Source organism: Acinetobacter sedimenti (assembly GCF_022601685.1).
GTDB lineage: Bacteria > Pseudomonadota > Gammaproteobacteria > Pseudomonadales > Moraxellaceae > Acinetobacter > Acinetobacter sedimenti.
Genome location: NZ_JAKUML010000002.1, coordinates 23,013 through 37,637 on the forward strand (window position 1 = coordinate 23,013; position 14,625 = coordinate 37,637).

At 41.6% G+C, this 14,625-nt stretch carries 10 protein-coding genes and 4 tRNA genes; 4 read left to right on the forward strand and 10 right to left on the reverse strand.

Annotation, left to right across the window (positions count from 1 at the left end; genetic code table 11):
* The first annotated feature begins 310 nt into the window (after positions 1–310).
* Positions 311–1,774, forward strand: a complete 1,464-nt coding sequence (locus MKI79_RS01260; RefSeq protein ID WP_241570268.1) for a sensor domain-containing diguanylate cyclase — start codon at positions 311–313, stop codon at positions 1,772–1,774.
* 36 nt (positions 1,775–1,810) lie between these two features.
* Here MKI79_RS01260 and wrbA read toward each other — a convergent pair whose 3' ends face one another.
* Positions 1,811–2,404: an NAD(P)H:quinone oxidoreductase gene (wrbA, locus tag MKI79_RS01265; protein ID WP_241570269.1), complete on the reverse strand. Its 594-nt coding sequence runs from the start codon at positions 2,402–2,404 to the stop codon at positions 1,811–1,813.
* Between the two features lie 200 nt (positions 2,405–2,604).
* Here wrbA and MKI79_RS01270 point away from each other — a divergent pair, with 200 nt between their 5' ends.
* Complete coding sequence (locus MKI79_RS01270; RefSeq protein ID WP_241570270.1) at positions 2,605–3,852, forward strand: YihY family inner membrane protein; 1,248 nt, start codon at positions 2,605–2,607, stop codon at positions 3,850–3,852.
* A gap of 527 nt (positions 3,853–4,379) precedes the next feature.
* On the opposite strand, the gene MKI79_RS01275 is transcribed toward MKI79_RS01270, so the two are convergent.
* Together MKI79_RS01275 and MKI79_RS01280 are read right to left on the reverse strand one after the other, a co-directional pair.
* Complete coding sequence (locus tag MKI79_RS01275; RefSeq protein ID WP_241570396.1) at positions 4,380–5,015, reverse strand: fumarylacetoacetate hydrolase family protein; 636 nt, start codon at positions 5,013–5,015, stop codon at positions 4,380–4,382.
* Between the two features lie 72 nt (positions 5,016–5,087).
* Complete coding sequence (locus tag MKI79_RS01280; protein WP_241570271.1) at positions 5,088–5,585, reverse strand: hypothetical protein; 498 nt, start codon at positions 5,583–5,585, stop codon at positions 5,088–5,090.
* A 217-nt stretch (positions 5,586–5,802) separates the two neighbouring features.
* On the opposite strand from MKI79_RS01280, the gene MKI79_RS01285 reads away from it, so the two are divergent.
* Positions 5,803–7,155 (forward strand): SRPBCC family protein, encoded by a 1,353-nt coding sequence (locus MKI79_RS01285; RefSeq protein ID WP_241570272.1) that lies wholly within the window; start codon positions 5,803–5,805, stop codon positions 7,153–7,155.
* Positions 7,156–7,281: 126 nt separating this feature from the next.
* Here the strand turns inward: MKI79_RS01285 and MKI79_RS01290 are convergent.
* The 5 genes from MKI79_RS01290 to MKI79_RS01310 all read right to left on the reverse strand — a co-directional run bounded on the left by MKI79_RS01290 (position 7,282) and on the right by MKI79_RS01310 (position 8,830).
* A tRNA-Arg gene (locus MKI79_RS01290) sits at positions 7,282–7,358 on the reverse strand.
* A 118-nt stretch (positions 7,359–7,476) separates the two neighbouring features.
* Complete coding sequence (locus MKI79_RS01295; RefSeq protein ID WP_241570273.1) at positions 7,477–8,283, reverse strand: alpha/beta fold hydrolase; 807 nt, start codon at positions 8,281–8,283, stop codon at positions 7,477–7,479.
* A gap of 228 nt (positions 8,284–8,511) precedes the next feature.
* Positions 8,512–8,588: transfer RNA gene (locus MKI79_RS01300), tRNA-Arg, on the reverse strand.
* A 44-nt stretch (positions 8,589–8,632) separates the two neighbouring features.
* Positions 8,633–8,709, reverse strand: a tRNA-Arg gene (locus MKI79_RS01305).
* Positions 8,710–8,738: 29 nt separating this feature from the next.
* Positions 8,739–8,830 (reverse strand) — tRNA-Ser (locus tag MKI79_RS01310).
* 230 nt (positions 8,831–9,060) lie between these two features.
* Here MKI79_RS01310 and rnr point away from each other — a divergent pair.
* Positions 9,061–11,628: a ribonuclease R gene (gene rnr, locus MKI79_RS01315; protein ID WP_241570274.1), complete on the forward strand. Its 2,568-nt coding sequence runs from the start codon at positions 9,061–9,063 to the stop codon at positions 11,626–11,628.
* A 716-nt stretch (positions 11,629–12,344) separates the two neighbouring features.
* Here the strand turns inward: rnr and MKI79_RS01320 are convergent.
* Together MKI79_RS01320 and MKI79_RS01325 are read right to left on the reverse strand one after the other, a co-directional pair.
* A complete protein-coding gene (locus MKI79_RS01320) occupies positions 12,345–13,031 on the reverse strand; it encodes a pirin family protein (protein WP_241570275.1) in 687 nt (228 codons plus the stop codon).
* Between the two features lie 127 nt (positions 13,032–13,158).
* On the reverse strand, positions 13,159–14,601 hold the full coding sequence (locus tag MKI79_RS01325; RefSeq protein ID WP_241570276.1) for a DKNYY domain-containing protein: 1,443 nt from the start codon (positions 14,599–14,601) through the stop codon (positions 13,159–13,161).
* Between the last annotated feature and the right edge of the window lie 24 nt (positions 14,602–14,625).

Genomic DNA, 14,625 nt, shown 5'->3' on the forward strand with positions numbered 1-14,625 from the left:
AATGGTACTGGTTACGTATTTTAACAATTTAACATCAAATTGAAAAGATACCAACCAAAATTGACAGAAGCTGGCAGATTTTTGTCACTTTTAGACGAATGACATTAAGTATTCTCATTGCGCAGGCTTTAAATGAAATTGATTGAAAATTGTAGATTTTTTCTGCGCTTTTTTTCATAAATTGAATAGTTTTTTCATATCAATAAGGACATTAAAGCCTTTACATCGCTTAACTCGACTCAACCTAAAGAAACTCATTATATCTTTGGTGCTATTTAGTATTGCGACTTTGTTTGTGATTTCTTTGGTCGTGAGTTATATCATTCAGCGCAATCAGTTGTTAAATAGTGCGCTTGCCGTGCATGAAGAATATGCCCATAAAATTGCCAGTAGTACCGACTTGCATTTTCACGGTATTCAACTTGAGCTTAAATACAGCGCATCAGTGCTGGCAACTTCACCAAATAATGATCAAATCATCGACCAAGAACTCACACGGATTCTTAAACAATCTCAATACTTTAATAGTGTTAGCTTTGTTAAAGCAGATGGTCACTTGGCAGGCTTTGCCCCGCTTACACTCCCTTTCAAAAAGGGACAAGTTATGAACACCACCGCCACACGCTTATCTTTAAAATATAAAGAATCGCTGATCACACCACCTTATAACTCTGCTTTAAAGAATTTTTTGATTTATATTTCTGAACCTGTTGTCGATGCATCTGGACAATATCTTGGCTACGTCGGCGGTACAATTTATCTAAAAGAACAAAACTTTATTTCCCAACTCTTATCGAGCCAATACGGCTATCAAGACAATTATATGTATGTGCTGGATAGTCAGCAACGGATTATTTTCCACCCCGACCCAAGTCGTATTGGAGATTCTGCAGTCGGAAATACGGGTTTAAACACCTTAATGAATGAACCTTACGGCAATCTGCGTTTGGTAGATACTAAAGGCATTGATAGCCTTGCAGGTTTCTCAAAAATAAGTGCGCCAAACTGGGTCGTGGTTTCACAGCAACCCACCAAACAACTCCTCGACCAAGCATCCAATTTGCTCTACAAAGTCATCTTAGGCATGTTGTTCTTTTATGCGTTTGTGTTCTTTGTGATTTGGCGCTTTTCCTATGTGATCGCACAACCACTCTCAGACTTGGCAGACTCTGCAAGTCAACTCAATCAGCCCGATGCCGAGAAAAATATTCGTAAAATTCGTCCTTGGTATTTTGAAGTCGCACAATTCCAAAAAGCCCTACTGTTCAGCGCAGATCACTTTCAACAAACCGTTGATGAGCTCAACACCATCGTCAAAACAGATCCGTTGACAGGGTTTTACAACCGTCGTGGTATGCAATTGTATATCGACACCTTTGAAAAGCAACAGACTAATTTTGCCATCTTGGCAATCGATATCGACCATTTTAAAACGGTTAATGATCAATATGGGCACGCTGAGGGCGATCGCGTTTTACAACACATCGCTTGGCAAATCCAAGAACAGTGTCGAGATCAGGACATTTGCTGTCGTATTGGCGGTGAAGAATTTATTGTTTTGCTACCCAATGCATCTTACTCATTGGCTCAAAAAGTCGCATCGAGAATCCTGCAAAATCGCACACAAGATAAGATCGCAGGCATCGGTCAGGTGACAGTGTCTATCGGCATTGCGCATTGGCCGACTCACCATCAAAACATTGATCAAACTTTGCAATTAGCGGATCAACGCCTGTATCAAGCTAAAGCGGATGGACGGAATTGTATTCGTTAAATTCTGAGTTTCAACCCAATTTTTAGCATCGAGCTTTTAAGCGTTGAGCTTTTTTACAATCTCAGCTAAACGCTCACCTTGTACGATCGCTAGGCGTTTTTCATCTTGAGAAATCGCTTGATCATGTCGTGAGCCGCTAACATGGCTTACACCGTATGGCGTGCCACCTGATTTTGTATTCGACAACGCTGCTTCGCTATTTTTTAAGCCAAGCAACATCATACCGTGATGGAGAAGTGGCAGATACATACTCAACAAAGTCGATTCTTGCCCACCATGCATTGAACCAGTTGCCGTAAACACACACGCAGGCTTGTCATGCAACGCACCACTGAGCCATAGACTAGTGGTCTGATCCCAAAAATATTTCATCTGACTTGCCATATTGCCAAAGCGTGTTGGGCTACCCAATGCCAAGCCTGCACAATTTTGTAAATCATCTAAAGTGCAGTACACATCACCCTGCTCAGGAATACTACGCTCAGCTGTAGCGATCGCAGGAAATATCTCAGGAACGGTGCGGATTTTTGCAATCAGTCCTTGATTCTCGACACCTTGTGCAATCAAGTGCGCCATTTCACGTGTGCTACCATATTTACTATAATAAAGAACTAAAACATAAGATTGCATCGCAACGTGCTTCCTTGTATTGGGCATCAAATCGAGTGTAAGCATGATACGCAATTTCTCTACAGATTTGCAGAGCTGAATGTAATACGATGTAAATATTGATGTTTTTAAATAGATTATCGTGTTTAATTAAAATATGTGATTTAAAAGACGTCATTTAAAAAATCATGATCAATATCACGCTGTGAGGACCAGACAGCATGCTAGATAAACTCAAAGCTTCAGGAATACTTGAGCAAAAATGGATACAATTTATCCGTTTTGTCTTGTATCGTTTTGAAGCAGATCGTTGTCGAGAAAGTGCAGGCTCACTGACGTACACTACCCTCTTTGCCATTGTGCCAATGCTCACCGTGTTCTTAGTGATTGTGTCCTCAATTAAGGCTTTAGAGCCTGCACGACAGCAGATGCAGACATGGATTTATAGCAACTTCCTGCCAAAAACCTCTATTGCCTTTGATAAAGCCCTCAACGCCTTTACTGAAAACTCAAGCAACCTGACCATTATCGGTATTCTGTTTTTATTCTTTACTACGGTCATGATGCTTTCGAGTATCGAGCTTGCGTTTAATCGCATCTGGCGAGTGCGTCAGGCTCGTGGTGGCATTGTCGGCTTTATGCGCTATTGGACGATTATTTCTCTTGGTCCGATCATTCTAGGAACAGCATTTGTATTATCTTCAACTGTTGCTTCGATGAACTTGCTCAGCAATACCGTTGCAGGCTATCAGTTTGATTTTGCGTATGTTTTACTTTTTATCTCGTTTGCCTTGACCTGCTTAGGTTTTAGCCTACTGTACTGGACGATCCCCAACCGTAGTGTGCCGATCAAGTCTGCTGTGATTGCAGGAATTTTTAGTGGTGTGGTGTTTGAGCTACTCAAAAATCTATTCGGCTTTATCATGAGTAACTTCACCAGTTACCAATTGGTCTATGGTGCGTTTGCAGCATTACCTATTTTCTTATTGTGGATTTATACCTCATGGCTGGTGGTGTTACTTGGTGTACAGATTAGCTATGCCATCACGGCTTTTCATTCAGACAAGACGACTAAGCGCCATCCGATATTAATGCTTCTTGATGTCTTAGAACTTTTTCATCAAAAGCAAAAACGTGGTGGCACAGTATCCGATCGTGAAGCGATGGATATTCTTGGGCGTGGCGAGATTGGGAAATGGCCATATTTCATTGAATTACTTGAAAAGCAAAATCTCATCACACGCACAGATAGCAATGAATTTGTACTGATTCGCAATCTTGAACAAGTCGATCTTTGGCAATTTGTGAAAAATCTACCATATGCACTACCACATCGCAGTGAGCTGAATGACAGCACCCCAAATGATCATGTAATGCAAGTCGTCGGTTCAACTTTGGCAGAATCTGATGCGTACCTCGCACAGAAATTAGCGATTCCTTTAGCGACTATTTTTGATCAAAAAATCTAGGATTCATACAATTTAGAAAAACCATCTTGGCGTCAACGATTATTAATTACTTAGATTAGATGATGCCATTTTTATAAAGAGAACTTGATGCTGAAAGCTATAAACCTTAAATTGATCCTAAGTATTGTCAGTCCGATGTTACTTTTAGCATCAATCTATACTGTGACGAAAATAGTTCCTGATCGCCAAATTTTATGGGGATTTATTTCACTTAAAATCTTGTGCTACTTCTTGATTTTTATTGCTTATATTTTGTTTAACAGATTGATCATCGAAAAAGATCAGATAAAACCGTCAATTATCTATACTTTGAAATTTTCAGGCGCAGTTTTCGGATGTACGACAATCTATCTTCTGTTCAAACACTTTATCCATCAAAGTGACTTACAACATTCTTTCATTAAGCAAATTGTAGATTTTCTCTACATTCCTATTTTAGTAATGATTATCGTGTTCTTTAGCTCTCGTCTTAATAAAAACTAACTGGCTTGAACAACTCATAAATACTATGACGATAAAGCTTTCAATTATCGACAAAACGTCGTCCACTGATGCACATCACCATAATTCAACGTCATCTCAAGCTGATCTTTGACATATAACGCACCAACGCCTGCTGGTGTCCCTGTCATGATCACATCACCAACTTCTAAGCGAAATACTTGGTTAATATCGACCAGTAAAGTCGCAATATCAAAAATCATATCTTGCGTATTGCCCTGCTGTTTCACCACGCCATTTTGCGCAAAGCGAAATGTCAAATGATCTAAATCAATCACAGGATCATAATCCACCCACTCTGCAAGTACGCATGAACCGTCAAATGCTTTGGCACGTTCCCACGGTTGACCTTTATTTTTCAATGTATTTTGTACATCACGCAAGGTCAAATCCAAGCCCAAAGTCACCGCACCGATCGCCGATAAAGCTTCATCTTTATCTGTTACCTGTGACAGTGGTTTAGCGATCTGCAAACATAGCTCACATTCAAAATGACATTCACCCAGATCGGTATTCCACACAATACCATCTTGCAAAGTACGCAGACTACTTGGTGGCTTGAGGAACAGTACAGGGCTATCAGGCACAGCATTACCGAGCTCTTTGGCGTGATCGGCATAGTTGCGACCGACACAGATAATTTTTGAAGGGCTTTGCATGATGTGTCCTTAGGCTAAAGATTTTTAATAGAAGCGCTTTAAACTTGAAAAGCCGTGAATTTGAAAACTGACGAATTAATGTTTACGGAAAGCTGATTCAAACACATCCTGCTTACCCGTCGCCTCAATCGCTGACTTCGACAAAATAATCACCGTTTTATCTTTCAGCTCAATCACATAACTGATTTTACCTTTGATCAATCGCACCACATCACTATAGGCAAAACGATGCTGTCGATCGGCTGCAATCAATACTGCCGAGTCTTGATATAGATCGATACCCTGCTCAACTCGACCATATTGATAACGTTCGTATTGTCGTGAAAACAGCTTCGGTAAAATCACAAAACGCATCAGTAACTGGAGCAATAAAAAAGAAAAACCTAAAATAATATACACCTGACCAATGCCTTGCCATCCGAGATAAAAGCCCCAAATGATAATCCCCACACTCAGTAGTGGTGTCAGATAACGGGTAAATTTCTTTTTGCCAAATGTCGCCAAAGCAAAGCCTTCTTTGGACTCTTCCAAAGTCAGGTGATAACGGCAACTAAAACTCGCTTGTTCAGTCATAATCGCAAATCATTAAAAAATGTCACCTTACTTTAGCAAGGAAGTCTAGACAATACAAAAGCCAAAACAAATTTAACAACAACACTGCATTCGTCTACATTTTATGCATTATTAAAAAGGTAGATTATGATTCAATACTTACTTAAATTCCCAAATCTAGCAAAATTGATGTGTAGTAAATTTGCAGTAAAACAAAAAATGCGAACATGGAGTTCATATGCAAAACCGTTATATGCCGAAATATATCCGCACGTACCTCATTTTCACTATGGCAATGATGCCACTCTGCACTTATGCCAAATTAGTCGATTGGCAAGACCCGACACCGAGCGCACTCACACCTTTCAATAACAGCGCCAAACAAGTGGCAAATGTCGCCAATGACGATATTTTTATTTATAGCCATGTGCCACAAGCGATCAAATATACCGATAAGTCAGGTACTCGTAGCTACAAAAGTGCGCAATATAGCTCGGCTGCACTCGTGGTCAATGCCACACCTGAACAGATCTATAACACTCTAAAAGATTACTCAGGCTATGTCGGACTTTTTCCCACTTTAAAAAAAGCCAAAGTCTTAGAAAGCAATAAAGACGATACCAAAGCGCAAGAAGAAATCAGCCAAGTGGAATATCGTGTCAGCGTACCGACACCAATCAAAGTCTTGAATTTCAATGAAGATGTGACACTACAACATCACTTGACGAAAAACAGCATGAGTTCACTTGTGATCGACTCCTCTTTTCCGCACGGTATGGGCAAGTTTGAATGGTTCGCACTAGGTAACAACAAAACTTTAGTCACGCTCACGCATTGGAATGATCTCGATGTGACCAAAGGTTTTCTCATCACGACTCTACTCAAAGCCATGCCAGAGATCAAAACAGGGATTCCATATGCTGCAAACACCTTTGCTTTAGAGGCTTTGAATGAAAAATTTAACGGTAAAGCCAAAGCAGTTAAACTCGGCGCAGGAAAAATACCTGAAAAACTCACAACCTTGGCAGAATACAAGCACTTGGTACAACTGAGTAAAAAGACCAAACAACCAATTACCTTTGTTCATCGCCCTTATGTCGTACCATACAAACATGGCAAGGAAGATTTGCGCTTTAGTACCAGCTATCAATATTTCTCGGCAAAAAGCGAAAAATCAAAACAACTGCTTTCACCGAATGTCTTTAAAACCCTTTTTAGTAATCAAGTGAAAAGTGTCAAATTGATTCAAAATCAGGATCAATTGAAATCGCAAGATGCGATTTATGATATTCGTGTCGGATTGGGTGTGATTAGCATTCCATTTAGCTCACGGATTCGTTTTGTTGATCTTGCGGAGAATCAAGTCGATATGTATGCGGTGGGTGGTGACGTTAAGTTTATGAAATCACGCATGTCGGTCAAAGACTTTGAGTCAGGCTCAGTCTGGAAAATCACCGCCGCAGGGAAAATCGATGATGATGCGCCATTCTTACTTCGAGCAATGCGTAGCTTGCCTTATCATGATGTGTTGCCGTCCGCAACGATGGCAAGCGTGGTCAGCGCCAAAGCCGAAACAAAACTTGGACTGTAAACGACTACAGCAATAAATTTTAGGCACAAAAAAACCGCTCATCTTGTGATTGCGGTTTAATCGACTTTATCTTTGATCAGTTTTGACTTAAAAGTCTTAATTTAAAAATCTGAACATTGAGATGAATGGTGCGCTCAGAGAGATTCGAACTCCCGACCCCTTAGTTCGTAGCCAAGTGCTCTATCCAGCTGAGCTATGAGCGCATTAAGTGTGGGAATTATACGGATTTTTTCGAGGTTGCATAGTTTTATTCGAATCAATCCATTTAATTGCTCAATTCACATACAATCCATCATAACATGCCGATGATTAATTTCGCACCTATTGCATCTGCTGTAAAAACTTTTCAATAGCTACCAAGACTTGCTGCGTTTGCTCTTGATGGGGAAAATGCCCACAGTTTGGTAAAACCTCCAATTGCTTTTCAACCTGTGCCAAGTGGATAAAACGTCTAGGTTGTGCCAAAGTCGCATATTGATCGTGCTCACCATGAATCACCAAAATTGGCGACTGTATCCGAGCAAGATAAGCATCCAAATTCCACGTGGCAAACTTTGGATCAAGCCATGTTTCCGTCCACGCATCGAGCACCCACTGCGCTTTATCCCCATGATATTTTGCCAGTTTTGCAAGCATCTTTGGTTCAGCAAAGAGTTGTTTAGCTTCACGAATACCATCTAAAGTGATCTGCTCAACTTGAGATTGTGCAGACATAGTGATCACTGCTAGACATTGTGATGGAAACTTTTCTGCGACAGCAACTGCCATTCCGCCACCGACGCTATGCCCCGCAACCACAAACTTCTGGATATTTAACGCTTGAACCAATGTAGTAAAAGTCGTTTTCGCTTCATCAATCACAAAATCTAAATCTAAAGGCTGATTCAACGCAGATGACTGTCCAAAACCCAAGCGATCATAGGCAATTACTTGTCGTTTGGTCTGCTCTGCCAAAAGCTCTGGGAAATTACGCCACTGCGCCACGCTACCCAAAGATTCATGAATCAATACAATAGGCGCAAGCTCAGCTTTGCAGTCTGCAGATTGCCAGGACTTTGCAAAGACTCTGCCTTCTTGATCAGGGAGTCTTGGATCAGAAACTGGAATTTCAAATTCAGTAATGTTCATAAGAAGCTTGATTCTTCATGTTATGAAACATTTTGCATAGATTATCATCCTTTGAAAAGCTGGCTTTTTAGACGCCTCGGTCAACCAATTAAAGCAATCTCTTGCTAATCACTTAAAAATTTTAAGCACAAAAAAACCGCTCATCTAACGATTGCGGTTTAATCAGTTTCATCTTCGATCAATTTTAACTTAAAAGTCTTAATTTGAAAATCTAAACATCGATATGAATGGTGCGCTCAGAGAGATTCGAACTCCCGACCCCTTAGTTCGTAGCCAAGTGCTCTATCCAGCTGAGCTATGAGCGCATTTCAAAATAATGTAGACAGACTTAGATCAATGCAAGGATTGATGGTGCGCTCAGAGAGATTCGAACTCCCGACCCCTTAGTTCGTAGCCAAGTGCTCTATCCAGCTGAGCTATGAGCGCATAAGGTCATGTCAAAAACATTATCTCGTTGGCGGTGAGAGAGGGATTCGAACCCTCGGTGAGCTATAAAACCCACACTTCCTTAGCAGGGAAGCACCTTCGGCCACTCGGACATCTCACCGTAACGAGGTCGCCATAATACAAATTAAATGCGCCCGCATCAAGTGTTGCAATGCTTTTTTTTGAGTTTAGCGCAAGGAAGCCGTGCTTTTTGCGCAATTAATCATCGCCAAGTGATAAAACCCGTTTGGTCATGATCTTGCAATCAAATTTCACACAAAGCGCAACCGACAATATGCTAAACTATTGCTCGATATACAGATTTTGATGAGATGCGTGGGTATATAAATCATGATAAAAAAATGGAACGATCCCGAAGCCTTACTCGAGTCACAGCGTTATGACAACCCGATTCCAAGCCGAACGCTGATCTCCTCACACATTGAGCAAGCAGAACAAGGTCTAAGCTACGACGATCTTGCAGAAAAATTCGCCTTAAATAATGATGACAATCTCGAAGCCTTACGTCGCCGTCTTGGCGCAATGGTGCGTGATGGGCAGTTGCTACGTATCGGTCAGACTTATCAGCTATGCAATGATGATCAAGAGTTTGATGCCACCGTGGAAATAAATCATCGTGGTCAAGGCTTTGCGGTGATTAAAGATCATAATGATTTGGTACTGACAGAGCGTGAACTTCGCCTCGTGTTTCATGGCGATCGTATCCGTGTACGTCCGACCAGTATTGATCGTCGTGGTAAGCAACAAGGCTTTATTACAGAAGTCATTAAACATCAAGTGCAACAAATCATCGGTGAGCTGTGCGAGCATGAAGGTGAGTTTTTTATTCAACCGAATACGCCAAATACGCATCAACCAATTACCTTAGAAAAAGAATTGGTAGAACATGCCAGCCTAAAAATTGGCGATGCGGTGCGTATTGCCATTGATGATTATCCAACCCGTGAAGAATTCGCCACAGGGCATGTGATCAAGTCGATGGCGGATCACGCCGATACGCAAATCATTATTCCTGCAACCATATTGGAATATGGCTTGCCCTATGAATTCCCTGATGAAGTGGTAAAAGAAGCCGAAAGCTACAAAGAACCTTCTGCAAAAGATCGCAAAGGTCGCATTGACCTGCGAGATTTACCCTTAGTCACCATTGATGGTGAAGACGCTCGAGATTTCGATGATGCCGTTTTTGCAGAAAAACGTGCAGGCGGTGGCTACCGTGTGGTGGTGGCGATTGCCGATGTCAGCCACTATGTCAAAGTCGATCAACCGCTCGATGAAGAAGCTCAGCAACGTGGTACGTCGGTGTATTTCCCGCATTATGTCTTGCCGATGTTGCCTGAAGCCTTATCCAATGGATTATGCTCACTGAATCCGCACGTCGATCGCCTATGTATGGTCTGCGATTTGACGCTTTCCCGTACTGGTCGGGTCACAGGTTATGAGTTCTATCCATCGGTAATGCACTCCAAAGCACGTCTGACCTATACTCAAGTCGCTGACTATTTATCAGGAAATACAAAAGCCATTCCTGATGATAAGACAATTCATAAATCAGTAAATACGCTGTTCCAACTCTATCAAACTCTGCTCAATCTACGCCAAGAGCGTCATGCGATGGAGTTTGAAACAGTTGAAACCTATATGACCTTTGACGATAAAGGTGCGATTCAGCAGATTTTGCCTCGTACACGCAACGATGCACATCGCTTGATCGAAGAATGTATGCTCCTTGCCAATGTTGCCGCCGCAGATTTTGCTTTAAAACAAGATGTGCCTGTACTGTATCGTGTGCATGAGCCACCTGAGTTTTCACGGATTCAGAAAGTCCGTGATTTTGTCAAATTGCTGGGTTTAAGTTTCCCAGAACAACCAACCCAAGCCGATTATCAGCGTGTCATCGAAGCGACTAAAGATCGTGTCGATGCCACCAGTATTCATTCGGTGCTGCTTCGCTCGATGATGCAAGCCTATTACAGTCCGAAAAATGCAGGACATTACGGCTTGGCGTATGAAGCATACACGCACTTTACTTCACCGATTCGTCGTTATCCTGATTTACTGTTGCATCGTGCGATCAAAGCCAAACTCGCAAGCAAACCCTATCCGCTACAAGGTGCATCACTGGATGCCGCAGGCGAGCATTATTCACAGACTGAACGTCGTGCCGATGAAGCCTCTCGTGATGTCACCAGCTGGCTAAAATGCCACTATATGCAACAGCATATCGGTGAAGAATTCGATGGCGTGATCACCACTGTGACTGATTTTGGTTTATTTATCACGCTGAAAGACTTGTATGTCGATGGCATGATCCATATCAGTCAGTTGGGCGATGATTATTTTGTTTATGATGCGCCATTGCAACGCTTAGTCGGACAACATCATGGACGTACTTTTGCATTGGGTGACACCATTAAAATCAAAGTCGCTCAGGTGAATTTGGAAGAACGCAAAATTGATTTTGATTTGGTCAAACAACTGACCAGTGAAGGTCGTGCGGTGCGTAGCCGTGCGCCACGAAGCAATCGTGCTGATACTAATAATGCAAGTAATCACTCAACTGGCGAAAATCAAAATAGTAAGCGTCCGACACGTTCAAAATCACCTAGTAATGTAAACAGTAGCAATGCAAACGGTAGCAATCCGACAAGTGCTAGACCAAGTACTACACGCCGTAAAAAACCTGTGTCAGAAGTCTTGCCAAATCTGGAAACAACCGACAAAGCAGAAAAAGATTTAGAACAAATCTTTGAGCAACCAACTGATAAAAAGCCGAAGAAGAAAAAGGCAAAAAAATCAGATGGCGAAGCAGCAAAAGCCAAAGCGAAGAAAAAAGCCAAAGCAAAGAAATCGACCAAGAAATCCAAAAAGTCGAATGCTAAGGCAAGAGAGGAATAATTAAATTGTTTCATCAGGTGTAGGAGCTTTGGTCTCGTGTTTCATGAATCAAAAGCACCTACGCCTGTATGGAAAACCACACCGAAACAAAAGAGCTTTTTGAAAATTTTACTGTTAGTATTGTGCTTAGCAATATTTAAAATGATGTTTTTTTAATCAGTTTATTCCGAATAAAACTGTATCTTTGTTGAGTTTTTATCTATCCACGATACTGTCGTGTTGCTTATTCTTCTGGGCATTTTATCTAAAACACTTCGGTGAATGGTTAAATAATCCTGATCCTAAATTCCATTTCTCACGTCCAATGCAGTTTTTTTGTTGGGTGATTCTCCTGCCGTTTTGCTATACCGCACTATTTTGGATTATTTTTTGTGGCTATATTCCACACTTTTATACTTATGCTTTTGGGCAGAACAGTACAATAAATACTTTCGCTACTGGGGATTTAGTGCCCAAGAGATCATTCTGCAAATATCAGCTCAAACTTGAACAGTCCGATCATCTTCTTTTTGAATATTGCCTAACTCAACATCAGTTCAAGCGGTTTCAACAAAGCGATCAACCCACTGAAATTTTATTGCAGATCAAGCATTCTAAACTTGGTATGATCGTAGGGGATTTTAAGTTTAAACAGCATACAAATAAACCAGACTAGCAGTTAAAAAAGCGAGCCTCGGCTCGCTTTTCATTCTCTTAAAAGATGCTCGATTTGAAAGTCACGGCAAATTAAACCAAATCATTTGACTGTCTTCACTCGCTTCAATCACTGCATTATCTTCAAAGACTAAGGCATCACCCGCTTTCACCGTATGCTCACCGATGTTCACTTCACCTTTGATCAGATGCACATAGTTCACTCGTTTTACCTGATCCACAGTTAGACTTTGCCCTGCGTGTAACATAGCACTGCGAATTTCCGCATTTTGGCGGATGTGCATCAAGGCTTGATCGGTAGTCCCTGCGATGAGATGCCATTGGTTGGGCGCATCATTCGGATCGCACGCCACTTGCTGATACGTCGGCTCGGTATCTTGTACATTCGGAATTACCCAAATCTGGAGTAAATGCACCGCTTCATCATAACGGTTCATTTCACTGTGGCGCACACCAGTGCCTGCGCTCATCAGTTGCCATTCGCCTGCTTTGATATCGCCCTCATTGCCCATGCTGTCTTTATGCGAAATCGTACCTGAAAGCACACAGGTCAGGATTTCCATATTGTCATGCGGATGCGTGTCAAAGCCTTGATTGCCTGCGATATGGTCATCATTAATGACTCGAAGAGCGCTGACACCCATATATTTGGGGTCGTGCCAACTGCCAAAAGAAAAGCTATGTCGTGTGTTTAACCAACCTGCTTGGACATGACCACGATCTTCACTGCGATGGAGATAGGCTTGCATATCATTCACCAATATTAATTTTTCTAACTTAAAGTATATATTCATTAATATTAATTAAAACATTAAAATCAGTATACATTGTATTGAAATTAGAACCATAATTATCTCTATAAATTTTCTAAACATTTCAAGCGTATAGCCCACCAAAAGATAAGCAGAATCGCACTTCCTCTTTGGCTTGAATCGGATTTTTAGTTTTTGGAATGATGAGCTTTTCATCATAGATCATACGGCGAATATCATCATCTCGCACGCTTCCATGTAGGCGTTGCACACTTGGCGCTTCCATTACTTGGTAGACTGCACTCTTGAATAGTTGTCCTTGTCCAAGCTCATCAAAATAATAGATTCGATCTTGATTTCGCCACAACGTGCCCTTTTGCCAAATATCATATTTCACATCTGCGAGCTTGTGCCATGATACTGGCGGTGTATTTTCAAGCCGATTAAGATTGGTGGCAAACCAACAGAGCCGTTGCCCTCGCCGACTACGCACGGTCTTTCTTGCTAGACTTAAAAAATAAGTATCCTTGCCATCGCTATACACGTCTGGCGCAATTTGGATCAGCTTGGAATTAAACGGATTATCGCCTGCACGCTCAATCTTTTGATTGCGCTTATGATAAAAATAGATGCCTTTTGGTGAGAGAAATAGTGCATGGTCAGCGTGATCATCACTTGGATTTAACATTTTGTAAGGTGTATTTTTTGCAGGAAATGCCTGATCTTCCAAATAATAATTCTGCGTTTTGGGATCAAATAGATAATGATCACGAATGCCAAAACGTATCGAAAGTAAATCGGGATTTGATGTTAAATCGAGTAAGCGCTGATCAAAATAAACCTGCTCACCATCACTGGAATAGTGCTCACTAACTCGAGGCAAGGAACGCCCATTGGCTCGCTCTGCGATATAGTACAACTCATCTGCATTCGCCTGTGGCATGAGTTGCCCTTGATAGTAGGTACTCGAACCATTACTGGCGATACCATCTAGCGTGATCTTATATGGGACATTGGTATGATTCAGTTTGACGATCGGATGCCAATATCCTAGTGGTTTGTCCCCCGCCCCTAAAGTGTATAAAACCTCTTGCCAAACTTCTTGTACTGCACTCAGATTTGGATTTTGCTCAGTCATCGGCGCACAATAATAGCTGTGCTTACCATCAGTCAGATAGCCCTGAGCTATCACTTTACTGGTTGCAGGATTTAGCTCAGTAATCGTGTGATTGCCACAATACAGATGATTTTTATCGACTGCGATATGCCGTGCATTATAGTCATTACCGAGCAGTCGGATTGTCGAAATGTCTGCCTGAGCTAAGGGGTAATAGCCACCGCTTGGCACCGCAACAAGCAATTTATCTTGATAAATTTTAAATGCGGAGCGCTCGCCACCAACATCTTGACCATGTTGATCAATCTGATAGCTACTCGGTTCTTGATCGCTTCGAATCAACGCCCAAATCATCAACGGTGCAAATAGTACGGTCAGGACCAAAATGACTTGTACCACACGAATTGTCCATAGCCCAGCTTTACTATAAGGTTGATTCGGTTGCTTCATATGAATGCTCTACATTTGATCACT

Bases quoted from the DNA above. Each gene is read 5' to 3' on its own strand.
- wrbA (WP_241570269.1), bottom strand. From the start codon at position 2,404: ATGCAATCTTATGTTTTAGTTCTTTATTATAGTAAATATGGTAGCACA.
- MKI79_RS01270 (WP_241570270.1), top strand. From the start codon at position 2,605: ATGCTAGATAAACTCAAAGCTTCAGGAATACTTGAGCAAAAATGGATA.
- MKI79_RS01280 (WP_241570271.1), bottom strand. From the start codon at position 5,585: ATGACTGAACAAGCGAGTTTTAGTTGCCGTTATCACCTGACTTTGGAA.
- MKI79_RS01285 (WP_241570272.1), top strand. From the start codon at position 5,803: ATGCAAAACCGTTATATGCCGAAATATATCCGCACGTACCTCATTTTC.
- MKI79_RS01295 (WP_241570273.1), bottom strand. From the start codon at position 8,283: ATGAACATTACTGAATTTGAAATTCCAGTTTCTGATCCAAGACTCCCT.
- rnr (WP_241570274.1), top strand. From the start codon at position 9,061: ATGATAAAAAAATGGAACGATCCCGAAGCCTTACTCGAGTCACAGCGT.
- MKI79_RS01320 (WP_241570275.1), bottom strand. From the start codon at position 13,031: ATGCAAGCCTATCTCCATCGCAGTGAAGATCGTGGTCATGTCCAAGCA.
- MKI79_RS01325 (WP_241570276.1), bottom strand. From the start codon at position 14,601: ATGAAGCAACCGAATCAACCTTATAGTAAAGCTGGGCTATGGACAATT.